Below are 13,319 nucleotides of genomic sequence, written 5' to 3'. Positions count from 1 at the left end.
GCCATCGGTCCTCCGCGCCGCCGCCGGGCCCGGCCGTGCGGCCGCGGGACCCCGCCCGCGTGTCGCTCTCAGCCGCTGCCCCTGGCGGCCCGGCGGGCGGCGCGGCGGCGCTTCAGCGCGCGGCGCTCGTCCTCGGTCGTTCCGCCCCAGACCCCCGCTTCCTGCCCCGACTCCAGCGCCCACTCCAGGCACGGTTCCCGCACCGGGCAGCGGCGGCACACGGTCTTGGCCTCCTCCGCCTGGAACAGGGCCGGGCCCGTGTTGCCGATCGGGAAGAACAGGTCGGGGTCCTCGTCGCGGCAGACCGCACGCTGGCGCCAGTCACTCATGGAACTCTCCCAGTTCGTCGGACGGTTCGTCCTTTCGGGTCGCCGGTGACGGCGGGGCTGAAACAGATCCCGGCGGACAAATCACGCCTGCCGCACCAGAAGCCGCACGGGTGCGGCGCCCGGCGGCCCCGGCAGACGCAGCCCGCCGCGGCCCGGTGTGAGTGAACCGAGGACGCTCGGATGCCGCGCGCCGGTGCACGCCGGTACCGTCCCCGCCAGCCCATGGACCGTCAGAAACCCCAGCACCGCGAAGGCGTACGCCTCCTTGGCGGCCGACGGCAGCCCCAGCTCGTCCGAACCGCGCAGCGGGACGCCGCCGAGTTCCTCGCGCAGCATCGACATCAGCACCGGGTTGCGGGTGCCGCCACCGGAGACGACGACCTCCGTGCCCCGTACGGAGCGGACCGCGCCGGCCACCGTCCGGGCGGTGAGCCGGGTGAGGGTGGCGACGACGTCCTGGGCGGGCAGCGCCTCGTGCCCGCTCAGCGCGGCACGCAGGTACGGCAGGTGGAACCGCTCCTTGCCGGTCGTCCTGGGCGGCGGCTGCGCGTAGTACGGATCGTCCAGCAGCCGCCGCAGCAGTGCCTCGTCCACCCGGCCGCGGGCGGCCAGGGCGCCGTCCTCGTCGTACCCGCGCGCACCGCCGGTGAAGTGGTGCACGGCCGCGTCGATCAGAGCGTTGGCCGGTCCGGTGTCGAACGCGGCGGGGGGCCCGGCGTGGGCGGCCACGGTGATGTTGGCGATGCCGCCCAGGTTCAGGGCGACCGGCACGCCGGGCCGGCCGCGCAGCCACAGCACGTCCACGACGCTGACGAGCGGCGCGCCCTGGCCGCCGGCGGCCACGTCCCGGGCGCGGAGGTCCGACACCACCGGGCGGCCGGTCGCCTCGGCGATCCAGGCCGCCCGGCCGAGCTGGAGCGTGCCGTGCACGGTGCCGCCCTCCACCCAGTGGTAGACCGTCTGCCCGTGGGAGACCACGAGGTCGGCGCGCCCGCCGCACAGCTCCTCGTCGGCCCGTACGGCCAGCGACGCGAAGGCCCGGCCGATGTGCGTGTCGAGCCGGCACACCTCCTCGAGGGTCGTGGCCGCCGGGGGCAGCGCGGCGGCCAGCGCGGCCCGCAGCCCGGCCGGGTAGGGCGCGCTCACCATGCCCAGCGGTGCCAGCACGAGGGCGTCGCCCTCCAGTGACAGATCGGCGGCCGCGGCGTCGACGGCGTCGTACGACGTCCCCGACATCAGCCCGATGACCCGCATCCCACTGCCTCCCGGTCAGTCGCGCAGCGCGCGGCGGTGGTCGTCGCCCCGCAGCGTCGCCAGGGCGAGGGCGCTGACCGCGCACGTGCCGGCCACGTAGTACGCGGGGATGTCGGCGCTCCCGGTCCGCTCGACCGCCTCGGTGATGATCAGCCCCGCACAGCCGGAGAAGACCGCGTTGGCCAGCGCGTACGCCAGCCCCAGACCGGTGTACCGGGCCCGGGTGGGGAACATCTCCGCGAGCATCGCCGGCCCCGGCCCCGCCAGCAGGCCGACGACCGCCCCGGCCCCGCACACCGCGAGGCCCTTCACGGCCGTGGGCGCGGCCGGGTCCTGGAGCAGGTTCAGCAGCGGGAACGCGGCGAGCGCCGCCACCACCGCGCCGGAGACCATCACCGCCCGCCGCCCCACCCGGTCGCTCAGCGCACCCGCCGGCAGGATCGCGGCGGCGAACCCCGCGTTGGCGAGGACCGTGGCGGCCAGCGCCTGCCGGAACGACGCGCCCAGGACGCTCTGGAGGTACGACGGCATGACCACCAGGAAGGTGTAACCGGCCGCCGACCAGCCCATCAGCCGTCCCGCGCCCAGCACGACGGCCCGTACCGTCTCCCGTGCCGGGGCGGCGGCCGGCGCCGCCCGGCGCTGCCGGAAGGACGGCGTCTCCTCCAGCCGCAGCCGCAGCCACAGGGCGGCCAGCCCCATCGGCAGCGTGAGCAGGAACGGCAGCCGCCAGCCCCACGCCCCGAGCTGGGCCTCGGTCAGGACGGTGGCGAGCAGGGCCGCCGCCCCGGCGCCGCCGAGCAGGCCGAGCGCCACGGTGAAGGACTGCCACGCCCCGTACAGGCCGCGCCTGCCGGGCGGGGCGAACTCCGTCATCAGGGACACCGCGCCGCCGAACTCCCCGCCGGCGGACAGGCCCTGGACGATCCTCAGCAGCGTCAGCAGCCAGGGCGCGGCGGCGCCGATGGTGGCGTACGTCGGCAGCAGACCGATCAGCGTGGTGGCCGCGGTCATCAGCAGCACCACCAGGATCAGCGTGGGGCGCCGCCCGACGCGGTCGCCGACCCGGCCGAAGAGCGCGGCGCCCACCGGGCGGAAGAAGAAGGCGAGCGCGAACGAGGCGTACGTCCGGATCAGCGCCTCGGCCTCGCTGCCGCCCGCCGGGGTGAAGAAGGCGGCGGCGATGACCGTGGCGAAGTAGCCGTAGACGCCGAACTCGTACCACTCGATGAAGTTGCCCACCGAGCCCGCCACCAGCGCCCTGCGGGAGCACGGCGCCCCTTCGGCGGGGCTGGACGGGCCGGTGGGCCCGGTGGACCCGGAGGGGCCGGCGGACTCGTCCGCGGGGCCGTGCACGGAGGTCGTCATGCGGTGCCCTTCCGGCGGTGTCGACTACGTCATCGCTTCCCTCCCCGCCCCGCCGAGGAAACGATCCAGCACCGCGTCCAGGCCGGCCGCCAGGACCTCCTCGCCGCCCCGCTCGGCGAGCGCGGGCACGACGGCGCGCAGATGGGGCAGCTCGTGCACGGGCATGCGGTGCAGGCCCAGCCGGATGGCGGGCTCCGGCTCGTCGGGGTCGTCCACCACGGCGGTCAGCTCCACGAAGACGTACCCCAGGGCCCAGGCGATCACCGCCCGGTACGCGAGCTGCGTACGGTCGTCGTCGAACCCCGCGCGGACGAGCGGCGCCAGGATGTGCTCCTGCGCCCGCAGCACCGCCGGCGGGCGGCGGGCCAGCGGCACGGCGAGCATCCGGGTGGCGAGGAGGGGCACCACGTGCGGGTGGCGCAGGGCGGTGCGGTGCATCTCCCGGACCGCGCGGTGCAGTTCGGCGCGCCAGCCGGTGTCCGGCCCGGCCGGCCGGCCGGCGCCGGGCCCCGCGGGGCGGGCGGTGTCGGGTTCGGCCGGCTGGTCGGCGTGGCGGTCGGTGTCCGCTCCGGCCGGCCGGCCGGCAACCGGCGGCTCGGCCACGGTGTCCAGAAACTCGGTGAACACAGCCTCGACCAGCCCGTCCAGCAGCGCGTCCTTCCCGGCCGCGTACCGGTACAGGGCCATCGCCTCCACCCCCAGCTCCGCCGCGAGGCGCCGCATGCTCAGGGCGGACAGCCCCTCCCGGTCGACCAGCGCGAGCGCCGTGGCCAGCACCAGCTCCCGGCTCAGCCGGCCACGCCGGCGTTTACGCCGCCCGGAAGCTGCCTGCTCGGGCATCCCTTGACCCTCGTCACGTATCGGAGCAAGGTGTACATGTACGTTGTAAATATACTCTTTCGGGCTAATCCAGAGCCACTGGCAGGTCACCGTGGAGCCGATCACCCGTCTCGAACAGTGGTTCCGGCCGGGGGGCCCACGCGTGCCCGGGCGCCCGTCCGGCCCGGACACCGGGCGCGGGAAACCACCCGTCTCCGCGTCCCGGCTGATGGTGGCGTACGTCCTGTTCGTGATCCCCTGCACCGTCGTCTACCTGACGGTCCCGGAACGGCACACCAGCATGTGGGCGGCGATCGGGCTCTCCGGCGTCGTGGCGATCCTGGTCGGCATCCACGTGCACCGCCCCGTGCACCGCTGGCCGTGGCTGATGCTCGCCGCCGCCAACCTGACGTTCACGGCCGGGGACACCACGTACAACATCCTGGAGAGCGTCTTCGGCCAGACCAATCCGTTCCCGTCGGTCGCGGACGTCTTCTACCTCTCCACGTATCCGCTCTTCGCCGCCGGGTTCTTCGGCTTCATCCGGTACCGCACCGAGTCCCGCGACCTCGCCAGCCTGCTCGACGCCCTCATTCTCACGTCCGGGCTGGCGCTGCTGTCCTGGGTGCACCTGATCAACCCGCTCACCATGACCGGCGGGGACACCTGGGTGCATCAGGCGGTCGCGCTCGCCTACCCGCTCGGAGACGTGCTGATCCTGGCCATGATGGTGCGGCTGCTCACCCTCGGCGGCACACGGGAGCGGTCCGTCCAGCTCCTCGCGCTGGGCACCGTCGGCATCCTCACCTCGGACGTCCTCTACGGGCTGCTCCAGCTCCAGGGCACCTGGCGCGTCGGCACCTTCATGGACCTCGGCTGGGTGGTCTTCTTCACCGCCTGGGGCCTGGCCGCCCTGCACCCCTCCATGGTCCGGCTCACCGAACGGGTGCCCCAGCCCGGGCCCGGGCTGGCCAGGCGCCGGCTCGTCGTCCTCGCCGGGGCGTCGCTCATCGCTCCGGTCATGCTGCTGGTCGAGGCCCTGCTCGGCTCGGTGCGGAACGCCGCCGTCATCGCCGCGTTCTCCTCCCTGATGTTCCTGCTGGTCATGGGGCGGCTGTACGAGCTCGTCTCCGAGCACCGCCGGGCCGTCACCCGCGAGCGGAGCCTGCGCGTGGCCGCCGCGTCGCTCGTCGGCGCGGTGACCCCCCGGGACGTGGCGCGCTGCGTGGAGACGGCCGCCGCCACCCTGTTCGGCGCCGGGGTCCCGCACCAGGCCGTGCTGCTCGCCGTGGACGCCGACCGGCGGCTCCGGCCGGTGAGCACCGCCGCCCGGCCCTGGACGCGGAGCCTGGACATCCCGGCCGAGACCCTCGACGCCCCCGGCCACCCCCGACGGCCGGGCAGCCGCTCCCGGCGCCGTGCCGCCCCCGCTCGTGGACGGGACGCGGCTCATGGACGTGGCCGCGCTGGGCCCCGAGGCGGCCGCGGCGCTCGCGCCGGCCACGCGGGTGATGCTCAGCCCGCTGACGCTCGAAGCGCCCCAGACGGTCAGCCCCCTCATCGGCGCCCTCCTGGTCGCGGGCCCGCACCGCCGGCTGGAGCAGATCGGCGTGTCCGTGGACTCCCTCGCCTCCCAGGCCGCCCTGGCACTCGAACGCGTCGGGCTCAGCGAGGAGATCCACCGCCGCCGCAGCGAGGCGTACTTCCGCACCCTCGTGCACAACGCCTCCGACGTGATCCTGATCGTCGACGACGACGACACCGTCCGCTACGCCAGCCCCTCCGCGCGGGGCATGTTCGGCGGCGCCCTCCTCGGCGGCACCCCGCTGGCGCGGCTCGTCGACGAACAGGACCGCGAGCGGGCCGTCCTCACCCTGCGGCGCGTACGGTCCGGCAGCGCCCGGGACGTCCACGACGACTGGCGCGTACTGCGCTCCGACGACCAGCGGCTGGACGTGGAGGTCCGGTGCAGCAACCTCCGCCACGAGCAGACCGTCCACGGCATCGTGCTGACCCTCCGGGACGTCACCGAGCAGCGCGAACTGGAACGGGAACTCACCCACCGGGCGTTCCACGACTCGCTCACCGGCCTGCCCAACCGGGTCCTGCTGCTGGAACGCATCGAGCGCGCCCTGCTGCGCGGCCGCCGCGACGGGACGCTCACCTGCGTGCTCTTCGTCGACCTCGACGACTTCAAGGTCGTCAACGACATGATGGGCCACTCCGTCGGCGACGAACTCCTCGTCGCCGTCGCCCGGCGCCTGACCGGCGCGCTGCGCCGCACCGACACCGCGGCCCGCCTGGGCGGTGACGAGTTCGCGCTCCTGATGGAGGGTGCCAGGGGACCCGAGGACGCCGAGAAACTCGCCGCGCAGGTCGTCGACGCCCTCGACGAACCCTTCCGGCTCACCACCGGTTCGACCAGCGTCTCCGCCTGCGTGGGCGTGGCGACGGCCCGCGACAGCGACGAGGCGGAGGAACTCCTCGGCCACGCCGACCTCGCCCTGTACGCCGCGAAGACCGCCGGGAAGGGCCAGTGGCAGCGCTACCGGCCCGACCTGCACGCCGGCATGGTCGAGCGGCACGAACTCCAGGCGGGCCTGGACACCGCCATCAGCGAAGAGGCGTTCGCCCTCCGCTACCAGCCCATTGTCGAGATCAACGGCAGCGGGGTCGCCGGCTTCGAGGCGCTCATCCGCTGGCCCCGCCGGCGCGGCCTCGTGCCGCCGGACCAGTTCATCACCCTGGCCGAGGAGACCGGGCACATCATGCCGCTCGGCGCGTGGGTGCTGGAACGCGCCGCGGGCGACGTCGCCCGCTGGCAGCGCGACCACCCCCGCAACCCGCCCCTGTGCCTCAACGTCAACGTCTCACCGCGCCAGTTCATCGACCCGGGCTTCGTCGAGGACGTACGGCGGGTCGTCGACACCTCGGGCCTGGCGCCCGGCTCCCTCGTCCTGGAGATCACCGAATCGGTCCTGATGCGGCGCGACGAACAGATCCGGACCACCATGCGCACGCTCAAGCGCCTCGGTGTGTCCATCGCGATCGACGACTTCGGCACGGGGTTCTCCTCGCTCAGCTACCTCCGCGAGTTCCCCATCGACGTGCTGAAGGTCGACAAGTCGTTCATCGACGACATCGTCACCGACGGCCAGCAGGTCGCGCTCGTCGAGGGCATCGTCCGCATCGCCGACGTCCTCGGTCTCCAGGTCATCGCCGAGGGCATCGAGAACGCGGGCCAGCGCGACCTGCTCGGCGCCATGGGGTGCAGCTTCGGGCAGGGCTTCCTCTTCGCCCGGCCCATGACCGCCGACGAGTCGCGGCGCTTCCTCTCCGTCTCGGCCGGGAGCCGGGCGGCCTCCCTCGTCGGCCGGCGCGGTGAACGCCGCACCGTGACCCACCCGGTGGCCCGCGGCGAGCAGCACGTCGGCGACCTGTCCCGCCTCCAGAAGACCAGCCGCATGTGCGACGCCGTCATCGACGAGGTCCACGGCCGGCGCATCCGCTGCGGCGACCAGTGGCTGGTCGACTTCGCGTCCTGCAACTACCTCGGGTTCGACTTCGACCCCGAGATCATGGAGGCCATCGGCCCCCACGTACGCCGCTGGGGCACCCACCCGAGCTGGTCCCGGCTCATCGGCAACCCGCGTCTCTACGCCGACATCGAGGAGCGCCTCGCGGGCCTGCTGGGAGCCCCCGACACCCTGCTGCTGCCGACCATCACGCTCATCCACGCCTCCGTGATCCCCGTCCTCGCGGCGGGCGGCCTGGTCTGCGTGGAGGCCCGCGCCCACCGCACCATGTACGACGGCTGCATGGTCGCCCGGGGGCAGGGCGCGTCGGTACGGCGCTTCCACGGCGACCACCCCGAGGAGCTGGAACAGCTCCTGGCCTCCGCCCCGCCCGGCGCGGCCCGGCTCGTCTGCGTCGACGGCGTCAACAGCATGACCGGCAACCTCACCGACCTGCCCGGGCTGGCCGCCATCTGCCGTGCCCACGAGGCCCTGTTGTACGTGGACGACGCCCACGGCTTCGGCATCATCGGGGAACGCGGCCCCGGCGAGACGTCGCCGTACGGCTCCCGGGGCAACAGCATCGTGCGCCACATGGGCGAGTCGTACGAGGGTGTCGTCCTGGTGGCCGGGTTCTCCAAGTCGTACTCCTCGCTCCTGGCGTTCCTCACCGCGCCCCCCGACGTCAAGGAGCACCTCAAGGTGACCGCCGGGCCCTACCTGTACTCCGGCCCCTCACCGACGTCCTCGCTCGCCACCGCCCTCGCCGGACTCGACGTCAACGACCGGCGCGGCGACGCCATCCGCGCGGGCCTCCACCGCAAGACGCGCCGCGTGCTGGACCACGTACGGGGCCTGGGCGTCGCCACCCCGAACACCGACGACCTGCCCATCATCGAGATCCCCCTCGCCGACAGTTGGGACCTCGACGCCGTCGGTGACTTCCTGTGGGACCACGGCATCTATGTCACCCTCGCCGGCTACCCGCTCGTCCCGCGCAAGCAGGTCGGCTTCCGCATCCAGGTCACCGCGCTCAACACCGACGAACACATCGAGCAACTCCTGGCCACGCTCACCGAACTGGCCGACCGTTTCCCCCTCCAGCAGCACCTGTCCACGCCCTCCCCGCCCGAGAGGTGGGCACCGTGACCGATCCCCGCCCCGACGACGGCCTGCCGCCCCGCCACCACCGCCACAACGCGGACGCGGACTGGGACCAGTGGCCCGTCACCGCCTACCTGGCCGAGAACTACCGGCGGATGCACGCCTCCGACGCGGCCGTCATCCGCCACCACTCCGGCTTCTACCGCCGGTTCCCCGCCGACGGACTGGCGCGCTCGCTGGAGTTCGGCGCCGGCCCCAACCTGTACCCGCTGATGCCCGCCGCCGCGGTCGTCCGCCGCATCGACGCCCTGGAACCGAGCGCCGCCAACGTCGCCTACCTCACCGCACAGCTCGAGCGCCCCGACGGGAGCTGGGACGCCTTCTACGCCCTGTGCCGCGACCTCGACCCCCGGCTGCCCCCGAGCCTCGGCCAGGCCCTCACCCGGGTCCGGGTGCTGCACGGCGACGCGTCGGCCGTCCCGGCGGGCACCTACGACGCGGCGTCGATGAACTTCGTCGCCGAGAGCGTCACCGAGGACGCGGACGAATTCACCGAACTGTGCGGCCTGTTCATCCACTCGGTACGGCCCGGAGGCCACCTGGTCGCCGCGTTCATGGAGAACATGCCGAGCTACCACATCGGCGCCGGACGTGCCTGGCCCGCCTTTCCCGTGGACGCGGCCGCCGTACGCCGCGTCTTCGCCCCGCACACCGAGGCCCTCCAGGTCACCCGGGTCGACAAGGACCCCACGCTGCCGGACTACGGCGACACCGGGATGGTGCTCCTCCAGGCGGAGCGCATCCCCGCCGGCGACGGCGCGTGACCCACCGGGGGCTCACGGGTGGTTCAGCAGCTCCCGGTAGAGCCGGAAGTACCGCGCCGCGAACCGCTCGGGCCCGAAGCGCTCCTCCACCGTGGCGCGGCCCTGCTCCGACAGCACCTGCCACCAGTGCGGCCGGTCCAGGAGCTGGCGCAGCAGGTGGCCGGTGCGGCGCGCGTCACCGACCGGGGCCCGCAGCACGGTGTCCCCGAGCGCGGCGAACTGGGGGTGGTCGCCCAGGATCACCGGCCGGCCGGTGCTCAGCGCCTCCAGCACGGTCAGCGGAACGTCCGACTTCACGCCCAGCAGGCGCGGCACGAACAGCAGCACGTCCGCCGACGCGACCAGCGGCCGCATGTCGCGTACGGGGCCGAGGACTTCCACGTCCCGCAGCCCCTCGCGCTCCGCCAGGGCCAGCACCGAGGCGCCGGACGTCCGGGCAGGGTGACCGGGGCGGGGGCGCAGCGCGAGCGTCAGCCGGAACCGCGCCCCGGCCCTGGCGGCGACCCCGGCCGCCATGACGGCCTCCTCGGCGCCCCCGTGCGGGCCGTGGTGCCCGATGACCAGCACCCTGGGCGTGGGCCCCGAGGGCCGCGGTGTGTAGGGCCACCGGTCCAGCCGGACCACCGGGGGGACGACCAGCACCTGGCCGAACCCGGCGGCGCTCAGCTCCCTGGCGGTGGCCGAGGACAGCGCCACCGTCTGGCCGAGCGGCCGCGACCGGCGCAGCAGCCGCGCGTCCTGTACGCCCGGAACGGTGTGCAGCACGGGCGTACCGCGCAGCAGCGACGGCAGCACCCGGGAGAACAGCGGGAAGGCCTCGTCGACCGCCAGCACCGCGTGGACGAGGTCGGCGTGCCGGGCCACCACGGCGGCGGCGACGGCCGTCTGAAGCCGCTGGGCGCGCTGGGGCAGGCCCTCCAGGACGGGCATCGTCACCGGCCGCCCGCGCTCGACGAAACGCGGACCGCGTGGCCGGGGCCACCGCGTGAACCACGTGAAGTCCACGTCCGTCACCGCGTCCGCGACGGCCGCGGCGAGTTCGCTGTCCGCCCCGTCCCGGCGGTCGAGGGGGCCACTGGCGAGCAGCAGCACGCGCGGGCGGCGCGCTCCGGCGGTCATGGCGGGGCGGGGCGTCGGAGCGTCATGGGCCGCGGGGCGACGGCGTTCCCGGCCCGGTGGGACCAGCACCGGACCGGGAACAGCGGCGCCGCGATGCCGAAAGCCGTCGGTGAGCGGGCGTCGCGCGGCACCAGCGCGTACGCCTGCCACGGCCCGGCGGCCGATATCGGCATCGCTTCCCCGGGGATGGTGACCGCGGCGCGGAGCGTCCGCATCCGCCCGCGGGCCCGCGGCCACCCGACAAGGATCGTGGTCACGCGCCCGCGCCCGCGCCCCACGCCGGTGGCGAGGGCGGCGGCGAGCACGCGAAGGGGGGCGAACACGCCCGCGGGCAGCGCCCGGTGCGGAGGACCCGGCCACCGCGCCGTCGGCGGACCCGCCGGCGAACAGCGCGAGAACGCGGGTGTCGCGGAGAAGAGCACCGCACGGGGGCGGGCGCCGAAAGCCCCGGCGACGTGCGCGTCGAAAGCCGGAACCCCGCCGCGGCCGGCGTGGCGGCCGAGGACCGGGTCCCCGCCGGAACCACCGCCGGAACCACCGCCGGAGTCACCGTCGGAAGCGCTGTCGGAACCGCTGTCGGGATGACCGCCCGGACCGCCGTCGGAATCGTTGTCGCCGCGGCGTGCCGTGGCGCGTGAGGCGACGGCGCGGCCCCTGCGGCGACGCCCGGCGGAGCACGGCCTGCGCACCGCCACGCACCGTGCGGTCGCGGCGAGTGTCACGCGGTCGGAGGCGCGGCGGGCGGGGTGGACGCCGGGCCGGTCGGAGACCGAGTCCGCGGCGACAGGCCAGTCCGTCACCCGTCGCAGCGGGTGCGGGACATAGGGCGCCGGATTCCGGCGTGCCTGGACGGAGGACACGGGGGACCTCTTCCTGCGACGTACCTGCCGGGAATGGCCTGCTTTCCATCCGTAGCACACCGCTTCGGGCCCGTCAATGCGAATGTGCACAGGCATGGAATGCCCCGGGAATTCATGCGGTTCCGTGCTGTTGCCGTGACATCCGGAGCCGGGATTAGAATTCTTGTCATGGTCGGGCGAATCGAGGACTACGCCCTCATCGGAGACCTTGAAACGGCGGCCCTGGTCGGCAAGGACGGGGCGATCGACTGGCTGTGCGTGCCGCGTTTCGACTCCCCCGCCTGCTTCGCCGCCCTCCTCGGCACCGACGACAACGGCCACTGGCGGGTCGCGCCCGCCGGAGCGGGGGCGTGCACCCGGCGCTCCTACCTCCCCGACACGCTCGTGCTCGAATCCGTCTGGGAGACCGTCGGCGGCACCGTGAAGGTCACCGACTTCATGCCGCCCCGGAGCGGATTCCCCCAGGTCGTACGGTGCGTTGAGGGTGTCTCCGGACGGGTGGACATGCGTGGCGACATGACGCTGCGCTTCGACAACGGGCGCATCGTCCCCTGGACCCGGACCGTCGACGGGCGGACGGTGGCCGCCGTGGCGGGCCCCGACTCCACGCTCCTGACGGCCGACGCCCCGGTGGAGATGTCGGTCGGCACCTCCCGTACGTCCTGCGTCTTCTCGGTGTCGGCGGGGGAGCGGGTCACCTTCGTCCTCGGCTGGAGTCCCTCGCACATCCCGGCGCTCGTGCTCATGGACCCCGGGGCGGCCCTGGACGGCACGACGGAATTCTGGCGCAATTGGGCCGCGAAATGCCTGTACCAGGGTCCGTGGCGCGACGAGGTCGTCCGGTCCCTCATCACCCTCAAAGCGCTCACCTATGAACCCACTGGCGGAATCGTCGCGGCCGTCACCTCCTCCCTCCCGGAATTGCTGGGCGGGGAACGCAACTGGGACTACCGGTTCTGCTGGCTGCGGGACTCCACCTTCACGCTCTCCTGCCTGCTGCGGTCCGGATACCGCGAGGAAGCCGTCGCCTGGAAGGACTGGCTGGTACGGGCCATCGCCGGCGAACCCTCCGATCTGCAACCGCTGTACGGGCTGGCCGGGCAGCGGCGGCTCGCCGAGACGACCGCCCCCTGGCTGTCCGGCTACGAGGGCTCGCGCCCCGTGCGGTTCGGCAACGCCGCCGTCGGCCAGCTCCAGCTCGACGTCTACGGCGAGGTCCTCAACACCATCTACTCCGCGCTCCGGGCCGGGGTCGCCATCGACGCCCAGGTGTGGCGTCTGATCGCCTCGTTCATGGACTACCTGGAGGAGCACTGGCGGGAACCGGACGCGGGGCTGTGGGAAGTGCGGGGCCCGCGACGCCACTTCGTCCACTCCAAGATCATGTCCTGGGTGGCCGCCGACCGCGCGCTGCGGATGGCGAGGGTCGCCGGTCTGCGCGGCTCGGCCGAGCGCTGGCGCGCGATGCGGCAGGAGATCCGCAAGGACGTGCTGCGCCACGGCTGGGACGACGAACTGGGCTGCTTCGTGCAGTACTACGGATCGCGGCGGGTGGACGCGTCCGCCCTGCTGATGCCCCGGCTCGGCTTCCTCCCGCCCGGGGACCGCAGGCTGCACGGCACGCTGGAGGCGGCCCGGCGGCTCGACCACCACGGTTTCGTGCGCCGGTACGCCGACACGGGCGGCGGCGGCCGGGTCAACGACGTGGACGGGCTGCGCGGCGCCGAGGGGGCGTTCGTGGCCTGTTCGCTCTGGCTGGCGGACTCACTGGCCCTGACCGGCCGCCGGGACGAGGGCCGCGAGCGGTTCGAGCGCGTCCTGGACGTCCGCAACGACGTGGGCCTGCTGTCGGAGGAGTGGGACCCCGTCCGCGGCCGCCAGCTCGGCAACCTGCCCCAGGCGTTCAGCCATGTGGCGCTGGTGAACACGGCGTTCGCCCTGCACGGTACGCGCACGGTCAGCCGCGCCGGCCACGGCTCGCGCGACGGCCACGGTGCGCCCGGCGGCGAGGGCGACGGGAACGGCAACGGCCACCGCCCCCGCGACGGTGTCCGCAGCGGGGACGGTGACGGGAGCCGCGCGGGGAGCGGCTCCCGTGTGCGGGCGGCCCGCTGAGGGCGTCGCCCG

10 protein-coding genes are annotated in these 13,319 nt (G+C 74.2%); 3 read left to right on the top strand and 7 right to left on the bottom strand.

Annotation, left to right across the window (positions count from 1 at the left end; genetic code table 11):
- Positions 1–68: 68 nt before the first annotated feature.
- The 5 genes from E2B92_RS03220 to E2B92_RS03200 form a co-directional block, all read right to left on the bottom strand.
- Entirely contained in the window at positions 69–329 is a 261-nt protein-coding gene (locus E2B92_RS03220; RefSeq protein ID WP_126888283.1) for a WhiB family transcriptional regulator, read from the bottom strand.
- Positions 330–410: 81 nt separating this feature from the next.
- A complete protein-coding gene (locus tag E2B92_RS03215; RefSeq protein WP_126888284.1) occupies positions 411–1,583 on the bottom strand; it encodes an anhydro-N-acetylmuramic acid kinase in 1,173 nt (390 codons plus the stop codon).
- Positions 1,584–1,598: 15 nt separating this feature from the next.
- The gene (locus E2B92_RS03210; protein ID WP_126888285.1) at positions 1,599–2,951 is read right to left on the bottom strand and encodes an MFS transporter; all 1,353 of its coding nucleotides are present in this window, start codon (positions 2,949–2,951) and stop codon (positions 1,599–1,601) included.
- Positions 2,952–2,975: 24 nt separating this feature from the next.
- Positions 2,976–3,791: a TetR/AcrR family transcriptional regulator gene (locus tag E2B92_RS03205; protein WP_126888286.1), complete on the bottom strand. Its 816-nt coding sequence runs from the start codon at positions 3,789–3,791 to the stop codon at positions 2,976–2,978.
- Positions 3,792–4,589: 798 nt separating this feature from the next.
- Positions 4,590–5,126 (bottom strand): hypothetical protein, encoded by a 537-nt coding sequence (locus E2B92_RS03200; protein ID WP_126888287.1) that lies wholly within the window; start codon positions 5,124–5,126, stop codon positions 4,590–4,592.
- A 95-nt stretch (positions 5,127–5,221) separates the two neighbouring features.
- Here E2B92_RS03200 and E2B92_RS03195 point away from each other — a divergent pair, with 95 nt between their 5' ends.
- Entirely contained in the window at positions 5,222–8,434 is a 3,213-nt protein-coding gene (locus E2B92_RS03195; protein ID WP_126888288.1) for an aminotransferase class I/II-fold pyridoxal phosphate-dependent enzyme, read from the top strand.
- Positions 8,431–9,213, top strand: a complete 783-nt coding sequence (locus E2B92_RS03190; protein ID WP_235023661.1) for an NNMT/PNMT/TEMT family class I SAM-dependent methyltransferase — start codon at positions 8,431–8,433, stop codon at positions 9,211–9,213. Before E2B92_RS03195 ends, E2B92_RS03190 begins: the two co-directional genes overlap by 4 nt.
- 12 nt (positions 9,214–9,225) lie before the next feature.
- On the opposite strand, the gene E2B92_RS03185 is transcribed toward E2B92_RS03190, so the two are convergent.
- Positions 9,226–10,332, bottom strand: a complete 1,107-nt coding sequence (locus E2B92_RS03185; RefSeq protein WP_126888289.1) for a glycosyltransferase — start codon at positions 10,330–10,332, stop codon at positions 9,226–9,228.
- Positions 10,329–11,132, bottom strand: a complete 804-nt coding sequence (locus E2B92_RS03180) for a hypothetical protein (RefSeq protein ID WP_133087378.1) — start codon at positions 11,130–11,132, stop codon at positions 10,329–10,331. Before E2B92_RS03180 ends, E2B92_RS03185 begins: the two co-directional genes overlap by 4 nt.
- Positions 11,133–11,360: 228 nt before the next feature.
- On the opposite strand from E2B92_RS03180, the gene E2B92_RS03175 reads away from it, so the two are divergent.
- On the top strand, positions 11,361–13,307 hold the full coding sequence (locus tag E2B92_RS03175) for a glycoside hydrolase family 15 protein (protein WP_133087377.1): 1,947 nt from the start codon (positions 11,361–11,363) through the stop codon (positions 13,305–13,307).
- The last annotated feature ends 12 nt before the right edge of the window (positions 13,308–13,319 follow it).

It is taken from the genome of Streptomyces sp. WAC05374 (assembly GCF_004353505.1).
Classification (GTDB): domain Bacteria; phylum Actinomycetota; class Actinomycetes; order Streptomycetales; family Streptomycetaceae; genus Streptomyces.
The sequence above is the reverse complement of the archived record's forward strand: the minus strand, read 5'-3'. Positions and strand labels throughout refer to the sequence as shown.

Coding starts and splice junctions, on each gene's coding strand:
- E2B92_RS03175 (WP_133087377.1), top strand. CDS start 11,361: ATGGTCGGGCGAATCGAGGACTACGCCCTCATCGGAGACCTTGAAACG.
- E2B92_RS03185 (WP_126888289.1), bottom strand. CDS start 10,332: ATGACCGCCGGAGCGCGCCGCCCGCGCGTGCTGCTGCTCGCCAGTGGC.
- E2B92_RS03220 (WP_126888283.1), bottom strand. CDS start 329: ATGAGTGACTGGCGCCAGCGTGCGGTCTGCCGCGACGAGGACCCCGAC.
- E2B92_RS03205 (WP_126888286.1), bottom strand. CDS start 3,791: ATGCCCGAGCAGGCAGCTTCCGGGCGGCGTAAACGCCGGCGTGGCCGG.
- E2B92_RS03210 (WP_126888285.1), bottom strand. CDS start 2,951: ATGACGACCTCCGTGCACGGCCCCGCGGACGAGTCCGCCGGCCCCTCC.
- E2B92_RS03215 (WP_126888284.1), bottom strand. CDS start 1,583: ATGCGGGTCATCGGGCTGATGTCGGGGACGTCGTACGACGCCGTCGAC.
- E2B92_RS03200 (WP_126888287.1), bottom strand. CDS start 5,126: ATGTCCAGGCTCCGCGTCCAGGGCCGGGCGGCGGTGCTCACCGGCCGG.
- E2B92_RS03195 (WP_126888288.1), top strand. CDS start 5,222: ATGGACGTGGCCGCGCTGGGCCCCGAGGCGGCCGCGGCGCTCGCGCCG.